At 74.0% G+C, this 16,427-nt stretch carries 18 protein-coding genes and 1 pseudogene; 7 read left to right on the top strand and 12 right to left on the bottom strand.

Annotated features, from left to right (window positions below; translation table 11 throughout):
* Positions 1 to 93 precede the first annotated feature (93 nt).
* Complete coding sequence (gene abc-f, locus ADL08_RS21310) at positions 94 to 1,728, bottom strand: ribosomal protection-like ABC-F family protein (protein WP_053645361.1); 1,635 nt, start codon at positions 1,726 to 1,728, stop codon at positions 94 to 96.
* A 98-nt stretch (positions 1,729 to 1,826) separates the two neighbouring features.
* A complete protein-coding gene (locus tag ADL08_RS21315; protein ID WP_053645362.1) occupies positions 1,827 to 2,174 on the bottom strand; it encodes a DoxX family protein in 348 nt (115 codons plus the stop codon).
* A 92-nt stretch (positions 2,175 to 2,266) separates the two neighbouring features.
* Here ADL08_RS21315 and ADL08_RS21320 point away from each other — a divergent pair, with 92 nt between their 5' ends.
* The 4 genes from ADL08_RS21320 (at position 2,267) to ADL08_RS21335 (ending at position 5,203) form a co-directional block, all read left to right on the top strand.
* Positions 2,267 to 2,713 carry a MarR family winged helix-turn-helix transcriptional regulator gene (locus ADL08_RS21320; RefSeq protein ID WP_234352222.1) on the top strand — a complete coding sequence of 149 codons (447 nt, stop codon included), beginning with the start codon at positions 2,267 to 2,269 and terminating at the stop codon, positions 2,711 to 2,713.
* A 145-nt stretch (positions 2,714 to 2,858) separates the two neighbouring features.
* Positions 2,859 to 3,734, top strand: coding sequence for an alpha/beta fold hydrolase (locus tag ADL08_RS21325; RefSeq protein WP_053645366.1), 876 nt, complete (start codon positions 2,859 to 2,861; stop codon positions 3,732 to 3,734).
* Positions 3,735 to 3,890: 156 nt separating this feature from the next.
* Complete coding sequence (locus ADL08_RS21330) at positions 3,891 to 4,844, top strand: DUF1648 domain-containing protein (RefSeq protein ID WP_053645368.1); 954 nt, start codon at positions 3,891 to 3,893, stop codon at positions 4,842 to 4,844.
* A 2-nt stretch (positions 4,845 to 4,846) separates the two neighbouring features.
* Entirely contained in the window at positions 4,847 to 5,203 is a 357-nt protein-coding gene (locus ADL08_RS21335) for a GntR family transcriptional regulator (RefSeq protein WP_053645370.1), read from the top strand.
* Positions 5,204 to 5,283: 80 nt separating this feature from the next.
* Here the strand turns inward: ADL08_RS21335 and ADL08_RS21340 are convergent, their stop codons facing one another.
* The 5 genes and pseudogenes from ADL08_RS21340 to ADL08_RS21360 all read right to left on the bottom strand — a co-directional run.
* Positions 5,284 to 6,243 (bottom strand): D-2-hydroxyacid dehydrogenase family protein, encoded by a 960-nt coding sequence (locus ADL08_RS21340; RefSeq protein ID WP_053645372.1) that lies wholly within the window; start codon positions 6,241 to 6,243, stop codon positions 5,284 to 5,286.
* Positions 6,244 to 6,282: 39 nt separating this feature from the next.
* Complete coding sequence (locus ADL08_RS21345) at positions 6,283 to 7,566, bottom strand: threonine/serine exporter family protein (RefSeq protein WP_234352223.1); 1,284 nt, start codon at positions 7,564 to 7,566, stop codon at positions 6,283 to 6,285.
* The gene (locus tag ADL08_RS21350; RefSeq protein WP_053645374.1) at positions 7,563 to 8,000 is read right to left on the bottom strand and encodes a hypothetical protein; all 438 of its coding nucleotides are present in this window, start codon (positions 7,998 to 8,000) and stop codon (positions 7,563 to 7,565) included. The genes ADL08_RS21345 and ADL08_RS21350 overlap by 4 nt, the downstream gene beginning before the upstream one ends.
* Positions 7,997 to 9,466, bottom strand: coding sequence for an APC family permease (locus ADL08_RS21355; RefSeq protein ID WP_053645376.1), 1,470 nt, complete (start codon positions 9,464 to 9,466; stop codon positions 7,997 to 7,999). The genes ADL08_RS21350 and ADL08_RS21355 overlap by 4 nt, the downstream gene beginning before the upstream one ends.
* A gap of 180 nt (positions 9,467 to 9,646) precedes the next feature.
* Positions 9,647 to 9,979, bottom strand: a pseudogene (locus ADL08_RS21360) (MerR family transcriptional regulator); the annotation flags it as partial.
* Positions 9,980 to 10,083: 104 nt separating this feature from the next.
* Between ADL08_RS21360 and ADL08_RS21365 the strand changes: the two are divergent.
* Entirely contained in the window at positions 10,084 to 10,443 is a 360-nt protein-coding gene (locus tag ADL08_RS21365; RefSeq protein WP_053645377.1) for a hypothetical protein, read from the top strand.
* Positions 10,444 to 10,524: 81 nt separating this feature from the next.
* Here the strand turns inward: ADL08_RS21365 and ADL08_RS21370 are convergent, their stop codons facing one another.
* The 5 genes from ADL08_RS21370 to ADL08_RS21390 all read right to left on the bottom strand — a co-directional run bounded on the left by ADL08_RS21370 (position 10,525) and on the right by ADL08_RS21390 (position 14,041).
* On the bottom strand, positions 10,525 to 10,785 hold the full coding sequence (locus ADL08_RS21370; protein ID WP_053645379.1) for an SCO5918 family protein: 261 nt from the start codon (positions 10,783 to 10,785) through the stop codon (positions 10,525 to 10,527).
* A gap of 64 nt (positions 10,786 to 10,849) precedes the next feature.
* Positions 10,850 to 11,107: a CBS domain-containing protein gene (locus tag ADL08_RS21375; RefSeq protein WP_053645381.1), complete on the bottom strand. Its 258-nt coding sequence runs from the start codon at positions 11,105 to 11,107 to the stop codon at positions 10,850 to 10,852.
* A 78-nt stretch (positions 11,108 to 11,185) separates the two neighbouring features.
* The gene (locus ADL08_RS21380; RefSeq protein WP_053645383.1) at positions 11,186 to 12,610 is read right to left on the bottom strand and encodes a DEAD/DEAH box helicase; all 1,425 of its coding nucleotides are present in this window, start codon (positions 12,608 to 12,610) and stop codon (positions 11,186 to 11,188) included.
* 190 nt (positions 12,611 to 12,800) lie between these two features.
* Positions 12,801 to 13,004, bottom strand: coding sequence for a cold-shock protein (locus tag ADL08_RS21385; protein ID WP_053645385.1), 204 nt, complete (start codon positions 13,002 to 13,004; stop codon positions 12,801 to 12,803).
* A 293-nt stretch (positions 13,005 to 13,297) separates the two neighbouring features.
* Complete coding sequence (locus ADL08_RS21390; protein ID WP_053645387.1) at positions 13,298 to 14,041, bottom strand: class I SAM-dependent methyltransferase; 744 nt, start codon at positions 14,039 to 14,041, stop codon at positions 13,298 to 13,300.
* A gap of 451 nt (positions 14,042 to 14,492) precedes the next feature.
* Between ADL08_RS21390 and ADL08_RS21395 the strand changes: the two genes are divergently transcribed.
* Both ADL08_RS21395 and ADL08_RS21400 read left to right on the top strand, forming a co-directional pair.
* Positions 14,493 to 15,881 (top strand): glutamate decarboxylase, encoded by a 1,389-nt coding sequence (locus ADL08_RS21395; protein WP_053645390.1) that lies wholly within the window; start codon positions 14,493 to 14,495, stop codon positions 15,879 to 15,881.
* Between the two features lie 67 nt (positions 15,882 to 15,948).
* Positions 15,949 to 16,359, top strand: a complete 411-nt coding sequence (locus tag ADL08_RS21400; RefSeq protein ID WP_053645392.1) for a VOC family protein — start codon at positions 15,949 to 15,951, stop codon at positions 16,357 to 16,359.
* The last annotated feature ends 68 nt before the right edge of the window (positions 16,360 to 16,427 follow it).

Consider the following 16,427-nt stretch of genomic DNA (forward strand, 5'->3'; position numbering starts at 1 on the left):
AGGCCGCGAGACCGTGACACCACGGTCTCGCGGTCTCGCGGCCTCGTGGCGTCACGGGGGCCGCCCTCTCGGCCCCCGCCCCTTCCTTCCCCTTCACCGGACCGGTGCGGCGAGGGGGGAGCGGGCCGGGGTCAGCGAGAGGGCGCGGCCCCGGAAGTTCGCCCGCAGCCGCCGGTCGTGGCTGACGACGACCAGCGTGCCCCGGTACGCGGCGAGGGCGGCCTCGATCTCCTCCACCAGGCCCGGGGCGAGGTGGTTGGTGGGCTCGTCGAGGAGGAGCAGGTCGGCGGGCGAGGTCACCAGCCGGGCCAGCTCCAGCTTGCGGCGCTGTCCGACGGACAGGTGCCGGACGGGGGCCGTCAGGTCGCGGGCGGAGAAGAGCCCGAGGGCGACGAGCTCGTCCGCGCGGTCCGCCCCGAAGGCCTCGGCCACCGTACGGGGGTCGGTGGGCGGGGCCGTCTCCTGGCGGAGCAGCCCGACCCGGGCGGGGGCGCTCACGACGCCCGCGTCCGGGGCGAGTTCGCCCGCGAGGACCCTCAGGAGGGTGGTCTTCCCGGCGCCGTTCGGTCCGGTGACCAGGAGCCGTTCGCCCGCGTCGAGGTGGAGGGCGTCGAGCCGGAGCCGCCCCTCCACCCGTACGTCCACGAGGTCCACGGGCGCGCCCTCCCCCGCGAGGGCCGCGCGGAACCGCAGGGGCTCCGGCGGCGCGGGCACCGGGTGGGCGGTGAGCCGGGCGAGCCGCTCGCGGGCGGCCCGGATGCGGCTCATGGCGCCGTGCGCCCGCGACCGGGCCCGGAAGGCGCCGGCCCCGCTGAACGCGGCCGGGGCCTTGCGGGGGATCGCGGAGAACCGGTCGATGTGGGTGTCCGCGAGGGCCGTGTACCGGGCGAGTTCCTCCTTCCACTCCTCGTACTCCCTCGCCCTGCGCGCCCGTTCGGCGGCGCGCCCGGCCAGGTAGCCGGTGTAGCCGTTGCCGTAGCGGCGGAGGGTGTGGCGGTCCTCGTCGACCTCCAGGACCGCGGTGGCGACCCGGTCGAGGAAGACGCGGTCGTGGGAGACGGCGACGACCGTGCCCCGGTGGGCGCGCAGCCGCTCCTCCAGCCAGGCCACGGCCTCGTCGTCCAGGTCGTTGGTGGGCTCGTCGAGCAGCAGCAGTTCGGGCTCGGCGGCGAGCACGGCGGCGAGGGCGAGCCGGGACCGCTGCCCGCCGGAGAGCGTGCCGAGGGCGCGGTCGCGGTCGAGCGGCCCGGGCTCCCCGAGCCTCCGCAGCGTCGTCTCCACCCGCCGGTCGGCCCCGGCGCCGCCCCGGGCCTCGTACGCGGCGAGCAGCCGGGCGTAGCCGTCGAGGTCGCCGGTCGCGGCGAGGTCGGCCTCGGCGGCCCGGATGGCCCGCTCCAGCTCCCGCACGTCCGCGAGGGCGCGGTCGACGGCGTCCCCGACGGTGGCGGCCGGGGGGAGGTCCAGGGTCTGGGCGAGGTGCCCGAGACCGCCGGGGGCGTGGACGTCCACGCTGCCGTTGTCGGGGGCCTCCAGGCCGGCGAGCAGCCGCAGGAGGGTGGACTTCCCGGAGCCGTTGTCCCCGACGACTCCGAGCCGTTCCCCGGCCCGGACGGAGAGGGAGACGCGGTCGAGCACGGTCCGGGACCGCGCGTCCGTGGCGTCGTAGCGCTTGGTGACGTCGGTGAGTTGGGCACGGAACAAGGGCTGTCTCCTGTACGTCGACGACATGGGCGAGTTAAAACGAGACGTCTCGTCTCGTTGTCTCGACCGTACCTCAGGAGAGGGCCCCCCGCAAGACGTTCCGTCTCGTTGGGTTCGCGGGGCGGTCAGGCGGAGGCTATGCGCAGGACCAGGGCGGCCGCCGCGAGCAGGGTGAGGACCGCCACCGGGACCACCGCGTAGTCCTTCGCGCGCAGGTGGGTGACGAGGGCGCCGAGGAAGTAGAGGACCACGCCGATCGCCGCCGCCGCACCGAGCGCGGGCACGGCGAGGCCCACGAGCAGGCCGATCGCGCCGGCCGCCTTCGCGGCGGCGAGCCAGGGGAACCAGGACTCGGGGACGCCGAGCTCGGACATGCTGCCGGTGATCTGCGGGTTGCGCGTGAAGGTGAAGAAGGCGGAGGCGGCGAGCGCGAGGGCGAGCAGGACGGCGACGACGGCGTAGGCGATGAACACGGGGACGCTCCAACGATAAGTCGGCAACAATCATTGAACTCTATCAACGATTCCTCTCGCTCCACAATAGGGCCGCTGTTACGGTGGACGACATGGCAGCAGCCCTCCCGAACGACCGCCTCGGCTTCCTCCTCTCCTTCCGCGGAGAGCTCACCGGTGCGCGCATCCGCACCGCCCTGGGCGTCGCCGGGCTGCACCCGAGGAGCGTGATGACGCTCATGCAGCTCGCCCCCGGCGCCATGAGCCAGCGGGACCTGGCCGCCGCCATGGAGGTCGATCCCAGTCAACTGGTCGCGATCCTCAATGAGTTGGAGGACCAGGGGCTCGCTGAGCGGCGGCGCGACCCGGCCGACCGGCGCCGGCACATCGTGGAGATCACGCGGACGGGCGCGGCCGCCCTGGAGCGGGTCGACACGGCGGTGAACGCGGCGGAGCGGGAGCTCTTCGGCGACCTCACCGACGCCGAACAGGCCCTGCTGCGCAGCCTGCTGGACCGGGTCGTCGTCGACCCGGCCGACCACGCGTGCGGGGAGGGGTAGGTCCGGCCGACCACGCGTGCGGGGCCGGGTGGGTCCGGCCGGTCGCGAACGCGGGGCCGGCGGGGTGCGCCGGATCGGGCGGCGATGAGTTCCGGCGCGGCCGGGAGTCCACCCCCATGACCGTCCCACCACCGAGGAGACCGCCATGGCCGAGACCGACACCAGGACCCTGGACACCGCCGGAGCCACCCTGCGCTACGACGTGCGCCCCGGCACGGAAACCGGCGAGCCGCCCCTCCTGCTCATCGGGTCCCCCATGGACGCGACCGGCTTCACCACCCTCGCCTCCCACTTCCCCGACCGGACCGTCGTGACGTACGACCCGCGCGGGGTGTCCCGCAGCGTCCGTACCGACGGGGCGGCGGAGACGCTCCCCGAGGAGCACGCCGACGACCTGGCCCGGCTGGTCGAGGCGCTCGGCGCCGGCCCCGTGGACGTCTTCGCGAGCAGCGGCGGCGCCGTCAACGCCCTCGCCCTGGTCGCCCGGCGCGGCGACCTGGTGCGCACCCTCGTCGCGCACGAACCCCCGACGGCCCGGGTCGTTCCCGACCGGGAGGCGGCCCTCGCGGCCTGCGCGGACGTCCGCGCCACCTATCTGCGGGAGGGCTGGGGGCCCGCGATGGCCAAGTTCCTCGCGCTGACGGCGCACCAGGGCCCCTTCCCCGCGGACTGGGCCGAGGGGCCCGCCCCCTCCCCGGCCGCGTTCGGCCTGCCGGCCGAGGACGACGGCTCCCGCGAGGACCCGCTGCTCGGCCAGAACATCCGCGGCTGCACCGGCCATCTGCCCGACTTCGCCGCCCTGCGCGCCGCGCCGACCCGGATCGTCGTCGCCGCGGGGAAGGAGTCCGAGGGCACGTTCGCCGCGCGCGCCGCGGCCGCCGTTGCGGAGGGGCTCGGGACCCCGCTCGCCGTCTTCCCGAGCCACCACGCCGGCTTCCTGGGCGGCGAGTTCGGGCAGCACGGCGCCCCGGAGGAGTTCGCCGGGGCGCTGCGGGCCGCCCTGGACGACGACGACAACTGACCGGACCGGCCCGACTGACCCCACTGACCGGACCGGCCCGAACGGCCCGACCGGTCCTGCGAACGCGGCGGCAGTGCCCACTGCCGCCGCGTTCGCGTTCCCCGCACCCTTCACAAGGCTCATTGTTCTAGTAGAGTGCGAACAAGGGAGGTTTTCATGAACCGTGCAACACCTCGTCTCCGCGCGCTCGCCGCGCTCCCCTTCGCCCTCTCGCTCACCGCGTACCTGCTGGTGCTCGCCCTCTGGTACGACCGGCTCCCCGACCCCCTCGCCACCCACTTCGGCCCCGACGGCGGGGGCCGTGCCGACGGCTTCACCGACCGCGCCGCCTACGCGGTCGTCAGCACGGTCCTGCTCCTCGGCCTCGCCGCCGGCTGGAACCTCTTCGTCCGCCGCACCGCCCTCTGGGGCGCCTGGGCCACGGCCGGCTTCACCGGGGCGCTGCTCGTCCTGGTCCTGCGGGACAACCTGGACGCCGCCGACGCGGCCGAGGTCGTCTCCCCCCTCGCCGATCTCACCGTCGCGGCCGCCGTCGCCGCCGTCCTCGCCCTCGCGGGCCTGGCCCTGACCCGGCTCGTCCCCGAGGAGGAGCCGGCCCCCGGCCCCGGCGCCACGGACGGCCCCCGGCTCCCGCTCGGCCCGAGCGAGGTCGCCGGCTGGTCCCGCGCCACCGGCTCCCGGACCCTCACCGCCCTCGCGGTCCTCGCCCTCGCCGCCGTCCCCGCCACCCTGCTCCTGGCCCCGTGGCCCGAGGCCTGGCTCGCCCTCCTGGGCCTGGTGGTCGGGGTGCCGGGACTCGCCCTCGCCCGCGTCCGGGTCACCGTCGACCGGCGCGGCCTCACCGTCCGGCCCGCCCTCGTCCCCCGGCCCCGCGTCCGCGTCCCGCTCGCCGAGGTCGCGGGCGCCACCGTCCGCGACGTCGACCCCGTCTCCGAGTTCGGCGGCTGGGGCTACCGGGTGCGGCTCCGGCGCACGGGCGTCATCCTGCGCTCCGGCGAAGCCCTCGTCGTACGGCGGGACGGCGGGCGCGAGTTCGCGGTCACCGTGTCCGACGCGCGCACCGCGGCCGCCCTCCTCAACACCCTCGTCGAGCGGCGTGGGAGGCTCTGACCGTGCTCTTCCGCGTCGACCCGGCCTCGGCCGTCCCCCTCGGTGACCAGATCGCCGCCTGCGTCCGGGGGGCGCTCGCCGACGGCTCGGCCGCCCCCGGCGAACGCCTCCCGGCCGCCCGGGAGCTCGCCGACTCCCTCGGCGTCAACGTCCACACCGTCCTCCGCGGCTACCAGCGGCTGCGCGAGGAGGGCCTGATCGAACTCCGCCGGGGCCGGGGCGCGATCGTCGTCCCCGGCGCCACCGCCCCCGACCGGGCCCGCCTGGTCTCCCGGCTCCGCGAGGCGGCGGCGGAGGCCCGCGAACTGGGCCTCTCGGAGGCGGAGTTCCTGGACCTGGCGCGCACGAGCCTGGGGTAGGGACCCGCCCGCACCCCGCCCCGCCCCGTACCCCGCCCGCGCCCCGTACCCGTATCCGTATCCGTATCCGCCCCCGTGCCTCAGGCCAGCTCGCGCACCGGCGCCCCCGCCAGGAACGCCTCGACGTCCTCGACCGCCTGCCCGAAGTACCGCCCGTAGTTCCCCTCCGTCACGTACCCGAGGTGGGGGAGGGCCAGGACGTTCGGCAGGGTCCGCAGCGGGTCGTCCGCGGGCAGCGGCTCGGTGTCGTAGACGTCGAGCCCCGCCCCCGCGATCCACCCCTCGCGCAGCGCCCGCAGCAGCGCCCCGCCGTCGACCAGTCCGGCCCGGGAGGTGTTGACGAGGTACGCGGACGGGCGCATCGCCCGCAGCTCGGGCTCCCCGACCAGGCCCCGGGTGCGGTCGGAGAGCACCAGGTGCAGCGACACGAAGTCGCCCTCGGCCATCAGCTCCCGCAGGTCCTTCACGTACCGCGCCCCGTGCTCGGCGGCCCGCTCCTCCGTCAGGCGCGGGCTCCAGGCGGCGACGTCCATGCCGAAGGCGAGGCCGATCCGGGCCACTCGGGCGCCGATCCTGCCGAGGCCGACGAGTCCCAGGGTCCGGCCGGCCAGGTCGCTGCCGACGGTGGACTGCCAGGGCCCGCCCTCCCGCACCGCCCGCGCCTCGGCCGGCACGTGCCGGGCCAGGCCGAGCAGGAGCGCCCAGGTCAGCTCGGTCGGCGGGGTGGAGCCGCTCTCCGTGCCGCAGACGGTGACGCCCCGGGCGCGGGCGGCGGCGACGTCGATCGAGGCGTTGCGCGGGCCGGAGGTGATCAGGAGCCGCAGCCGGGGCAGCCGGTCGAGGAGCGCGGCGTCGACGGGGGTCCGCTCCCGCATGACGACGAGGATCTCGCAGTCCCCGACGGCGTCGGCGAGCGCGTCCCGGTCGTCGAGGTGCTCGCGCAGGACGCGCACCTCGACGCGGTCGGCGAGCGGGCTCCAGTCGGCGGAGGCGAGGGCGACGCCCTGGTAGTCGTCGAGTACGGCGCAGCGCAGCTTCATGAGGGCATGATCGCGTACGCCTCCGTCCGGGGAAACGGGTCAGGCCTCCTGGGGGAACTCCTTCTCCACCCGGGCCGGGACGAGCGCCGCTCCCGCGATCAGCCCGACCGCGATCGTCGTGACGATCGTGACGAAGTCCATGAGGTCGCGGAAGCCGTGCAGGACGTGCCCGCCCGCCAGCGAGGTGAGCGCCCGCAGCCCCAGGGAGCCGGCGGTGAGGGTGAAGAAGCCGCCCAGGAAGAGCACGAGCCGGGGCGGGCGCCCGGCCGGCCGGGAGAGGAGGTCCGCCGCCGCGGCGAGGGCCGTCGCGGCGACGAAGGTGCCCGCGACCTCCCCGACCAGGGCCGTGCCCGCCGCCTGCGCCCCGAGCGCCAGGTACACCAGGCCCGTCAGCCATCCCGCGACCCGCCACGGCACCCCGAAGGCGAGGATCAGGCCCGCCGTGAACACCGCCCAGCTCCCCGCGATCACCCACGGGGACAGGTCCGGGTCCCCGGTGGTGTCGAAGAGGGCGCCGGTCGGGGTGCCCGTGACGGCCACGCCGAGCAGCACGCCCACGTACAGCTGGAGGAGCAGGACCAGGGCGTAGACGAGGCGGACGGCGCCGGTCGTCAGGAAGCCGCCGACGAGTTCGGCGGCGGCCGCGCTGAGCAGGTCGCCGGGCACGAAGAAGAAGAGCGCCGGAAGCATGATCATCACCGGCCCGCCGTGGCCGCTCTCCGGCCGGAGCGCTCCGAGCGTCACCAGGGAGACCAGGGTGGCGGCGAGCAGCGGCAGGACCCGGGCGAGGCGCGGGTGCCCCTCGGAGAGGACGGTGAGCGTCGCGACCAGGGCGGCGAGCAGGGCGGTGGTGCCGATCTCGTACCAGGTGGCCTGTACGGCGGGGGCGAAGCCGACGGCGAAGAGGACGATGCCGAGGAGCCGCGCCGGGCGGGGCACGGGGGAGGGCAGCGCCTCGATCCGCCGCAGCCCGGCCGTCGCCTCGGGCAGGGCGGGCCGCTCGGTCCGCAGCCGCTCGACGAACTCCTTGAGGGCGACGGCCCGGTCGAGCCGGGCGACGTCGGGGAAGGCCGTGACGGTGGAGGTGAGGGTGCGGCCCCCGGCGGTCACGGACAGCACGGCGCCGTCCGCGACGACCACGGTCTCGGCCCGCCCGCCGTACGTCCGGGCGAGGCCCCGGACGATCCGGTCGACCCCTTCGGCGCCCTCGCCGCTGAACCGCAGCATGAAGCGGGCGAGTTCGCGGAGGAAGTCGTGCAGGGCGTCCGGGTCGGGCGCCGGGACGCCGTCCGGCGACGGCGGGGCCGGCACCCCGCCGCTCACCGGCGTACGGTGCCGTCGGTCTTCAGGTCGGCCAGCTCGTCGTCGAACTCGTCGAGCTTGTCCGGGCAGTAGACCTGAAGGACGATCCGCTCGGCCTCGACGGCCTTGCCGTCGGAGATGACGGGCCGCTGGCCGGGCCCGGTGGCGCCGTTGGACTGCTGGATCTTCCACAGCGCCGTCTTCAGGGCGTTGCCCGGCGCCTCGCAGACCTGCCCGCCGTCCGTGCCGAGCAGCCGCTCGACGGTGTCCGTGTCGGGGGACGGGTATCCGGCCCTGACCAGCTCCTCCTGGAGCCGGTTGGCCTTGGACAGCGTCTCGTTGTTCCGCTTCACGGACTCGTAGCGGATCAGGCCGGTGACGACGAGGGCGACCAGGATCAGGATCGACCCCCAGTAGATCCACCGGTGCTCGGAGGCGAAGCGGGTGGGGCTCATGCCTGCTCTCCCTCGGTCGTCTTCGGGTCGGCGGCGGCCGTGCGCCAGCCCGGCTTGCGGAACTTCAGGAAGAACGCGGGGATCAGCAGGCCCAGGACCACCAGGCCGCCGCCGACGACGAGGACGTACGACCAGACGCTGCTGCCGCCGAACTGCGACGGCGGTACGAAGCCGATGGCGAGGGCCGCGAGGGAGGCGAGCAGGCCGACCGAGCACAGCAGGCCCAGGGCGGGCGCCCGGTAGCCGCGCGGATGGTCCGGCTGGGTCTTCCGCAGGCGCATCGCGGCCACGAACATCAGCAGGTAGACGATCAGGTACACCTGCGTGGTGATGGTGGAGAAGATCCAGTACACGCTCGACACGTTGGGGATCAGCGCGTAGAGCAGGGCGATCACCGAGGTCACGACGCCCTGCGTGACCAGGATGTTCTGCTGGATGCCGTACTTGTTGAGCTTCTGCAGGAACGGCGGCAGGTAGCCCTCGCTGCGCGAGATCTCCAGGAGGCCCTTGGACGGCCCGGCGAGCCAGGTCAGCATGCCGCCGAGGGCGGCGGAGATCAGCATGACGGCGGCGATCGGGGTCATCCAGCCGACGTGGAAGTACGAGAAGAAGGCGTTGAACGCCTGCATCACGCCGGCCGTCAGGCTGAGCTGGTCGGCGGGGACGACCCAGCTGATCGCGAGCGCCGGCAGGATGAAGATCAGCAGGACCAGGCCCATCGCCAGGAACATCGACTTCGGGTACTCCTTCGCCGGGTCCTTCAGCGAGGAGACGTGCACCGCGTTCATCTCCATGCCGGAGTACGACAGGAAGTTGTTGACGATCAGGACGAGGCTGGCCAGGCCCGTCCACTGCGGCAGCAGGTGGCTCCCGTCCATCGGCGCGGCCGACGCGTTGCCCTGGCCGAGGAAGACCATGCCGAGGACGACGAGGACCGTGCCCGGCACCAGGGTCCCGATGATCAGGCCCCAGCTGGAGAGCCCGGCGAGGGCCTTCGTGCCGCGCGAGGAGACCCACACCCCGGTCCAGTACAGGACCATGATGACGATCGCCGTGTAGACGCCGTTCGAGGCGAGGGACGGGTCGATGACGTACGCGATGGTCGAGGCCACGAAGGCGAGCAGGCTCGGGTAGTAGAAGATCGTCATCGCGAACTGGCACCAGACCGCGAGGAACCCGAGCGGCTTCGAGAGCCCCTCGGACACCCAGCGGTAGACGCCGCCGTTCCAGCCGGAGGCGAGCTCGGCGGAGACCAGGGCCGTCGGCAGCAGGAACACCACGGCCGGGACGAGGTACAGGAACACGCAGGCCAGGCCGTAGACGGCCATCGTCGGCGCGGCCCGCAGGCTCGCCACCGACGCGGTCGTCATCAGGGCCAGGGTCACCCAGGTGAGGGTGGTGGGCGCGGGCCGCACCGCCGCCGCCCGTGGTCGGGGGACGTCGGCCGGGGTGTCGATGCTGCTCATGGTCCCTCCGGGCGTCGCGCGTCGGACGATCACCCCACGCTCCGCCGGTGCCGGGGACCCGGCAACCGGAGGCGCCCGGACGGGCTAACGGCCCCCGGGCCGCCCCCGGGGCGGCGGCTCCGCGCGCCCGCCCGGCTCCTCGGGGGCCCGTTCCGCGGCCTGTTCCGCCGTTCGTTCCGCGGGCTGCTCCCCGGCCCGCTCCGCCGCCCTCCGGTACTCCGCGTTGATCCGCTGGGCCTCCTCCAGCTGGTCCTCCAGGATGACGATGCGGCAGGCCGCCTCGACCGGGGTGCCCTGGTCGACGAGTTCCCGGGCGCGGGCCGCGATCCGCAGCTGGTAGCGGGAGTAGCGGCGGTGGCCGCCCCCGGAGCGGCGCGGGGTGATCAGACGGGCCTCGCCGAGGGCGCGGAGGAAGCCCGGGGTCGTGCCGAGCATCTCGGCGGCCCGTCCCATGGTGTAGGCCGGGTAGTCGTCGTCGTCGAGTCGGTCGCCGAGCGGATTGTCCGCTGTCATCTGCACCTCTTCTGGGGAACGCTTCGGGGCCCCGGCGCCGTACGGCCCCCGGGCCCCGGAGGAAATTCAACCACCGGAGGGCGCGCCGCCTAGAATCGGCTCTCATGTCGAAGCCTGACGAACTGCTGAGGGACATCGCCACCACCGTGGAGTCCGGGCAGAGCAATCAGATGTCCCTGACCGTGGTCGCGGGGGGCGTGGTCATCACCGGACGCCTGGCCCCCGAGGCCCTCTGGAGAGAGCGGGTGTCGGAGGTCCTGACGGACTCGGCCCGGCTCGGTGAGTTCTCCAAGGTCTTCAAGCCCTCCGAACGGAAGGAGGACCCGCCGACGCACCTCCACTTCCACCTGGCCCGGATCCTCCAGGGCACGGTGGGCATCCCCGAGACCGGTGGGATGTACCGCGTCGCGATCGCCGACGTCAGCGCTTGGACGGTGGGCGACTTCAGGTACTCCGACCACTGAGCCGCCGACGGGCGGACGACGAGGGCCCGACCGGCGCGTGCCGGTCGGGCCCTCGTCGTTCCCGGGACGCCCGGGGCGGGATCAGACGGTCTCGTCGGCCGTCGCCAAGGGGAAGGTGCCGCAGGTGAAGCCGAGGCGGGTCATGGCCCGCACGACCTCGCCGGCGCTGAAGTCGCGCCGGTCCTGGCGGGTGACGACCTCGCCGACCTGCTTCGCGGGGTACTGGCGGCGGCCGATGGTGACGAAATCGCCGGTGCCCGGCTCGGGCTTGACGCCCTTCATCGAGTCCAGCACGCCGCTCTTCGTCAGGTCGAAGGGGAAACGGGCGATGACACAGCGCATGATGCCTCTCAGGGGGTGGCAGGGAAATACGGGGAGGGAAAAGGCGGCGGGAGGGAGGGACGGCTCAGCGGGCGGGCGTGACGTCGCCGAGGACGTCCCGGAGCCGGACCCGGTCCGTGTACGAGGAGGCGGCGCGGGCGGCGGTGAGCTGGGCCCGGGTGACCAGGCCGGTGGGCCGGTCGTCGCCGTCGCGGACGAGCAGCTGTCCGGTACGGGCGGCGGCCATGACGGACAGGGCCACCTCGACGGTCAGGTGGTCGGGGGCCTGCGTCGCGGCCTCGTCGGGGGAGGTCCTGCGGAGCTGCGTGCGGAGCGGTGTCACGAGGTGCCTCCTGCGGGGAAAGGACGGGGACGCCGTACGGGGGCCGGGCGGGGCCCTCCGCGGTCGCGGCCGGAGGCGCTACGCGGCGGCGGGGGCGGGGCGGCGGCCGGCCCGCTGGGGGCGGCGGCCCCGCCGGGAGCGGGCGGGGGAGCCGTCACCGCGCCGCTCGGCCGCGGGGGCCGTGATGACGACGGGGACGCCGGACGGCGCCTGCGCGCCGGTGATGCGGTGCAGCTCGGCCCCGCCGGAGCGGACCTCGGTGACGCGGGGCCGGATGCCCGCGTCCGCCATGAGGCGGACCATGCCCCGGCGCTGGCGCGGGGTGACCAGGGTGACGACGCTGCCGGACTCGCCCGCGCGGGCGGTGCGGCCGCCGCGGTGCAGGTAGTCCTTGTGGTCGGCGGGCGGATCGACGTTGACGACGAGGTCGAGGTGGTCGACGTGGATGCCGCGGGCGGCGACGTTCGTGGCGACGAGCACGGAGACGTGCCCGGTCTTGAACTGCGCCAGGGTGCGGGTGCGCTGCGCCTGCGTCTTCCCGCCGTGCAGCGCGGCGGCCCGTACGCCGCTGAGGAGCAGGTCGCGGGCCAGCCGGTCGACGTCGTGCTTGGTGTCCAGGAACATGATCACGCGTCCGTCGCGGGCGGCGATCTCCGTCGTGGTCGCCTGCTTGTCGGAGCCGTGGACGTGCAGCACGTGGTGCTCCATCGTCGTGACCGCGCCGGCGGACGGGTCGACCGAGTGGACGACCGGGTCGTTCAGGTAGCGGCGCACGAGCAGGTCGACGTTGCGGTCCAGGGTGGCGGAGAACAGCATCCGCTGCCCCTCCGGCCGCACCTGGTCGAGCAGTGCGGTGACCTGCGGCATGAAGCCCATGTCGGCCATCTGGTCGGCCTCGTCGAGGACCGTGGTCTCCACCTGGTCGAGGACGCAGTCGCCGCGGTCGATGAGGTCTTTGAGGCGGCCGGGGGTCGCGACGACGACCTCGGCGCCGGAGCGGAGCGCGCCCGTCTGCCGGCCGATCGGCACCCCGCCGACGACGGTGGTCGCCCGGAGCCGGAGCGAGCGGGCGTACGGGGTGAGGGCGTCGGTCACCTGCTGGGCCAGCTCGCGGGTGGGCACGAGGACCAGGGCGAGGGGCCGCTTGGGCTCGGCGCGCTTCCCGGCGGTCCGGGCGAGCAGCGCCAGGCCGAAGGCCAGGGTCTTGCCGGAGCCGGTCCGGCCGCGGCCCAGGGCGTCACGGCCCGCGAGGGTGTTCGGCAGGGTCGCGCCCTGGATCGGGAAGGGCACGGTCATGCCCTCCGCGGCGAGGGCGGCGAGCAGCGGGGCGGGCAGGTCGAGCGCGGCGAACGTCTCGACGGGCGGCAGCGCGGGGGTAAGCGTCCGGGGGAGCGCGAACTCGGCGGGCGGGCCCGAGGGCGTCCGGCCTCCGCCCTGGGGACGGACGCGGCCGCGGGGCTGCGAACGGGCGGTGGAACGGGTGTGCGTGCGTGTGCGGTTCATGGGTGAACCTTCCTCGATACGGCGCATATCAAGGAATTCCCGCAGCAGAAATGCAGCACGGACAATTGCGAGACAAGCCGGACCGGAATGGGGGGTCCTTCTATGCAAAGAGCTGGGGCCCGCACCCCAAGGTGCGGGCCCCAGCTCGTGCTGCGCGTCACGTTTCACACGTCACGCGTCAGCGACAGCGTCAGGCGGAGACGATGTTCTCCGCGGTCGGGCCCTTCTGGCCCTGCGCGATGTCGAAGGTCACCTTCTGGCCTTCCTGGAGCTCACGGAAGCCCTGCGAGGCGATGTTCGAGTAGTGGGCGAACACGTCGGGGCCGCCACCGTCCTGCTCGATGAAGCCGAAGCCCTTTTCCGCGTTGAACCACTTGACGGTACCGGAAGCCATATCAATTCTCCTTCGGGGCAGTGCTCGGAATCCACACCGTGCGGACTCCGTTTCGCCGCGATGATCGCCCCGACCGGAAAAGACCGGCCATGCTCATGTGCTGATGATGCTCATGCTTCGGGAACCACAACTGCAACTGGTGTCGACAGTAGCACGGTGGGCGCCGAAATGCGGGCGGGTAATTATTTCCGCGTGTTCCGGTGAGTAATTCTCACGGCGCGTGGTGCTGAATTCTCCCTTCGCGGACTCAGATTTCTTCCACCGGCCCGCCCCTCCTCCGCCCCCGCCCCCCGTCACCCCTTCCCCCCCGAGACGACGAGGAACGGCGGGTGGTCGGCCTCCGCCGGGCGGCTGCCCAGCAGGGTGGAGTGCCGGGGGAGCACGGGCTCGTGGACGTCCAGGTCGGTGAAGCCGGCCTTGCCCAGGACGTCGAGGTAGGTCCGGCACGGCCAGTGGTGGTCGACCAGGTCCAGCGGGGCGGCGCCGCCGGGCCGTTCGAGGCGGGTCCCGCGCCGCTCGCCCTTGGTGTAGACGCGGCCGGGGTCGCCGGTGCGGAAGGTGGAGAAGCGGATGCCGGTGCTGCGCGGGTTGGCGTCGAGGACGGCGTACCGGCCGCCGGGGCGCAGGACGCGGTGGACCTCGGCGGCGATGTCGTGCAGGCCCTCGACCTCTCCGACGGTGACGAAGACGAAGCAGGACATGGCGGCGTCCACGGAGCCGTCGTCGAGGAACGCGAGCCGGCCGCCGTCGATCAGCCGGTGGTCGATCCGGGGGTGCGGGTGCCGCTCGCGCGCGACGGCCAGCATGTGCGGCGAGACGTCGGCGGCCACGACGCGCGCGCCGGAGGCCTCGACGACCCGGGCGGCGACCTTGCCGGGCCCGCAGCCGTGGTCCAGGACCGTGCGGACGGCCGAGGAGCCGATGCCGAGGGCGTGGAAGACGGCCGGGTAGCCGATGAGGCGCTCGGGGAGGTCGTCGTAGGAGTGGTAGTCGTCGGCGTCGCCGGCGTCCTTCCATGCGGTGCTGCTGCTGCTCATGCGGGGTCGCCTTCCGGCTGTCGGCCTACGGGGGTACGGAGGTGCGGGGTACGGGATCGCGGGGGGAGCACCGTCGGTGATCCACTTCTCCCGGAACGTACTGCTTGTCCCGAGGTGCCGGTATCCGCCCGACCGGCCGTGGCGCCTTCCTCCGGAGGAGACGTTCCCGCAGGTCGGAGCGAGTGCGGCGGGGTCGCGGAAGACCGGGGCCGTTCCTCCGTCACCCGTCCAACGGGTGAACCCCCGTCCGGCCCCGCGTACGGAACCGCAGGTCAACGGCGTGGCCCCCGTCAAGGCGGTGGAGAACGGACCGCCGCGCCCCGCTCCGCCCCTCCCTCACCCGCCCGGGTCAACGGGCTCCCCCGCTGCCGGGCGCCGCCCCCGCCCCCGTGGGTTGATGAGAGGCACGGGGCCGCCCGCAGCGGGCGTGCCGTCGAGCGAAGGGGAAGCCGTGGCGCTCCACGAGATGAAGGCCCCGACGAGGGCCGACGCGCGGACGGACGTGTTCGCCTCGCCGCTCAGCGAGCGGGTGCTGCCGAAGTACCGCATGCCCGAGGAGCCCTCCCTCCCCGAGGCCGTCTACGCGATGCTCCACAACGAGCTGCTGCTCGACGGGAACGCGGCGCAGAACCTGGCGACGTTCTGCACGACCTGGTCGGACGACGAGGTCCGCCGGCTGATGGACGAGTGCCTCGACAAGAACATGATCGACAAGGACGAGTACCCGCAGACCGCCGAGATCGAGGCGCGGTGCGTGAACATCCTGGCCGATCTGTGGAACGCCCCGGAGGTTTCGGGCCGCGCGGCCATGGGCTGCTCCACCACCGGCTCCAGCGAGGCCGCCATGCTGGGCGGCCTGGCCCTGAAGTGGCGGTGGCGGGAGCGGCGCAGGGCCGAGGGCAAGCCCGTCGACCGGCCCAACATCGTCGCCGGGCCGGTGCAGATCTGCTGGGACAAGTTCGCCCGCTACTTCGACGTCGAGCTGCGCCAGGTCCCCCTGGAGGACGGCGCGACCGGCCTGCGGCCGCACCAGCTGCGCGCGTACGTCGACGAGAACACGATCGGCGTCGTCGCGATCCTCGGCGTCACCTTCACCTGCGACTACGAGCCGGTCGCGGAGATCGCGGCCGAGCTGGACCGGATCCAGGAGGAGACGGGGCTCGACGTACCGATCCACGTCGACGCCGCCAGCGGCGGCTTCGTCGCCCCCTTCCTCCACCGGGACCTGGTCTGGGACTTCCGGCTCGAACGGGTCTCCTCCATCAACGCCTCGGGGCACAAGTACGGCCTCGCGCCCCTCGGCGTGGGCTGGGCGGTCTGGCGCACCGCGGACCTGCTGCCGAAGGACCTGGTGTTCGACGTGAACTACCTCGGCGGCGACCTCCCGACCTTCGCCCTCAACTTCTCCCGGCCCGGCGGCGAGATCGTCGCCCAGTACTACAACTTCCTGCGCCTGGGGCGGGCCGGCTACCGGCGCGTCCAGGGGGTCTGCGCGGAGACCGCCCGGTACCTGGCCGGGCAGGTGGCCGAGATGGGCCCGTTCACCCTGCTCTACGACGGGCAGGGGGCGCTGCCGGCCGTCTCGTACACCCTCACCGATCCGGCGGGCGCGGGCTTCAGCCTGTACGACCTCTCCGACCAGCTCCGGATGCGCGGCTGGCAGGTCCCCTCGTACCCGCTGCCCGCCGACCGGCAGGAGACCGTGATCCAGCGGGTCCTGATCCGGCACGGGGTGGGCCGGGACGAGGTCGACCTGCTCGCCCGGGACATGCGGCACTCCCTGGAGCGCCTCACGCGGGGCAGGCCGGCGGACTCGGAGCGCGCGGGCTTCCACCACTGAGCCGGGCCGGGGAAGCGGTCAGGATCGGAGAAGCGCCGTGCGGGCGGGGGGAGTTAGCGTGAGGTCCATGGACCTCACCATCCACACCACCGCCCTCCCGCACGACGACCCGGACGCCGCCGTGTCCTTCTACCGCGACGCCCTCGGCTTCGAGGTCCGCGGCGACGTCGGGCAGGGGAACATGCGCTGGATCACGGTCGGCCCGGCCGGGCAGCCCGGCACGTCGATCCTGCTCGCGCCGCCCGCCGCCGATCCCGGCGTCACCGAGGAGGAGCGCCGCGTCGTCGCCGAGATGATGGCCAAGGGCACGTACGGCTGGATCCTCCTCGCCACCCGCGACCTCGGCACCGTCTTCGAGAAGGTCCGGGCCGCCGGCGCCGAGGTCGTCCAGGAGCCGACGGAGCAGCCGTACGGCATCCGCGACTGCGCCTTCCGCGACCCGGCGGGCAACCTGGTCCGCATCCAGGAACTCCGCTGACCCGCCGATCTGTTGGATTTTAGGAGGGAGACCCTCATGTGCCACCCCGCGTGGGCACGCGCCCGCAC

This window comes from Streptomyces sp. NRRL F-6492 (assembly GCF_001280125.1).
In the GTDB taxonomy this organism is placed as follows: domain Bacteria; phylum Actinomycetota; class Actinomycetes; order Streptomycetales; family Streptomycetaceae; genus Streptomyces.

Excerpts from the sequence above, each read along its gene's own strand:
- abc-f (WP_053645361.1), bottom strand. The coding sequence starts at position 1,728 with ATGTCGTCGACGTACAGGAGACAGCCCTTGTTCCGTGCCCAACTCACC.
- ADL08_RS21320 (WP_234352222.1), top strand. The coding sequence starts at position 2,267 with ATGGCAGCAGCCCTCCCGAACGACCGCCTCGGCTTCCTCCTCTCCTTC.
- ADL08_RS21325 (WP_053645366.1), top strand. The coding sequence starts at position 2,859 with ATGGCCGAGACCGACACCAGGACCCTGGACACCGCCGGAGCCACCCTG.
- ADL08_RS21330 (WP_053645368.1), top strand. The coding sequence starts at position 3,891 with ATGAACCGTGCAACACCTCGTCTCCGCGCGCTCGCCGCGCTCCCCTTC.
- ADL08_RS21340 (WP_053645372.1), bottom strand. The coding sequence starts at position 6,243 with ATGAAGCTGCGCTGCGCCGTACTCGACGACTACCAGGGCGTCGCCCTC.
- ADL08_RS21350 (WP_053645374.1), bottom strand. The coding sequence starts at position 8,000 with ATGAGCCCCACCCGCTTCGCCTCCGAGCACCGGTGGATCTACTGGGGG.
- ADL08_RS21355 (WP_053645376.1), bottom strand. The coding sequence starts at position 9,466 with ATGAGCAGCATCGACACCCCGGCCGACGTCCCCCGACCACGGGCGGCG.
- ADL08_RS21365 (WP_053645377.1), top strand. The coding sequence starts at position 10,084 with ATGTCGAAGCCTGACGAACTGCTGAGGGACATCGCCACCACCGTGGAG.
- ADL08_RS21370 (WP_053645379.1), bottom strand. The coding sequence starts at position 10,785 with ATGCGCTGTGTCATCGCCCGTTTCCCCTTCGACCTGACGAAGAGCGGC.
- ADL08_RS21380 (WP_053645383.1), bottom strand. The coding sequence starts at position 12,610 with ATGAACCGCACACGCACGCACACCCGTTCCACCGCCCGTTCGCAGCCC.
- ADL08_RS21385 (WP_053645385.1), bottom strand. The coding sequence starts at position 13,004 with ATGGCTTCCGGTACCGTCAAGTGGTTCAACGCGGAAAAGGGCTTCGGC.
- ADL08_RS21390 (WP_053645387.1), bottom strand. The coding sequence starts at position 14,041 with ATGAGCAGCAGCAGCACCGCATGGAAGGACGCCGGCGACGCCGACGAC.
- ADL08_RS21400 (WP_053645392.1), top strand. The coding sequence starts at position 15,949 with ATGGACCTCACCATCCACACCACCGCCCTCCCGCACGACGACCCGGAC.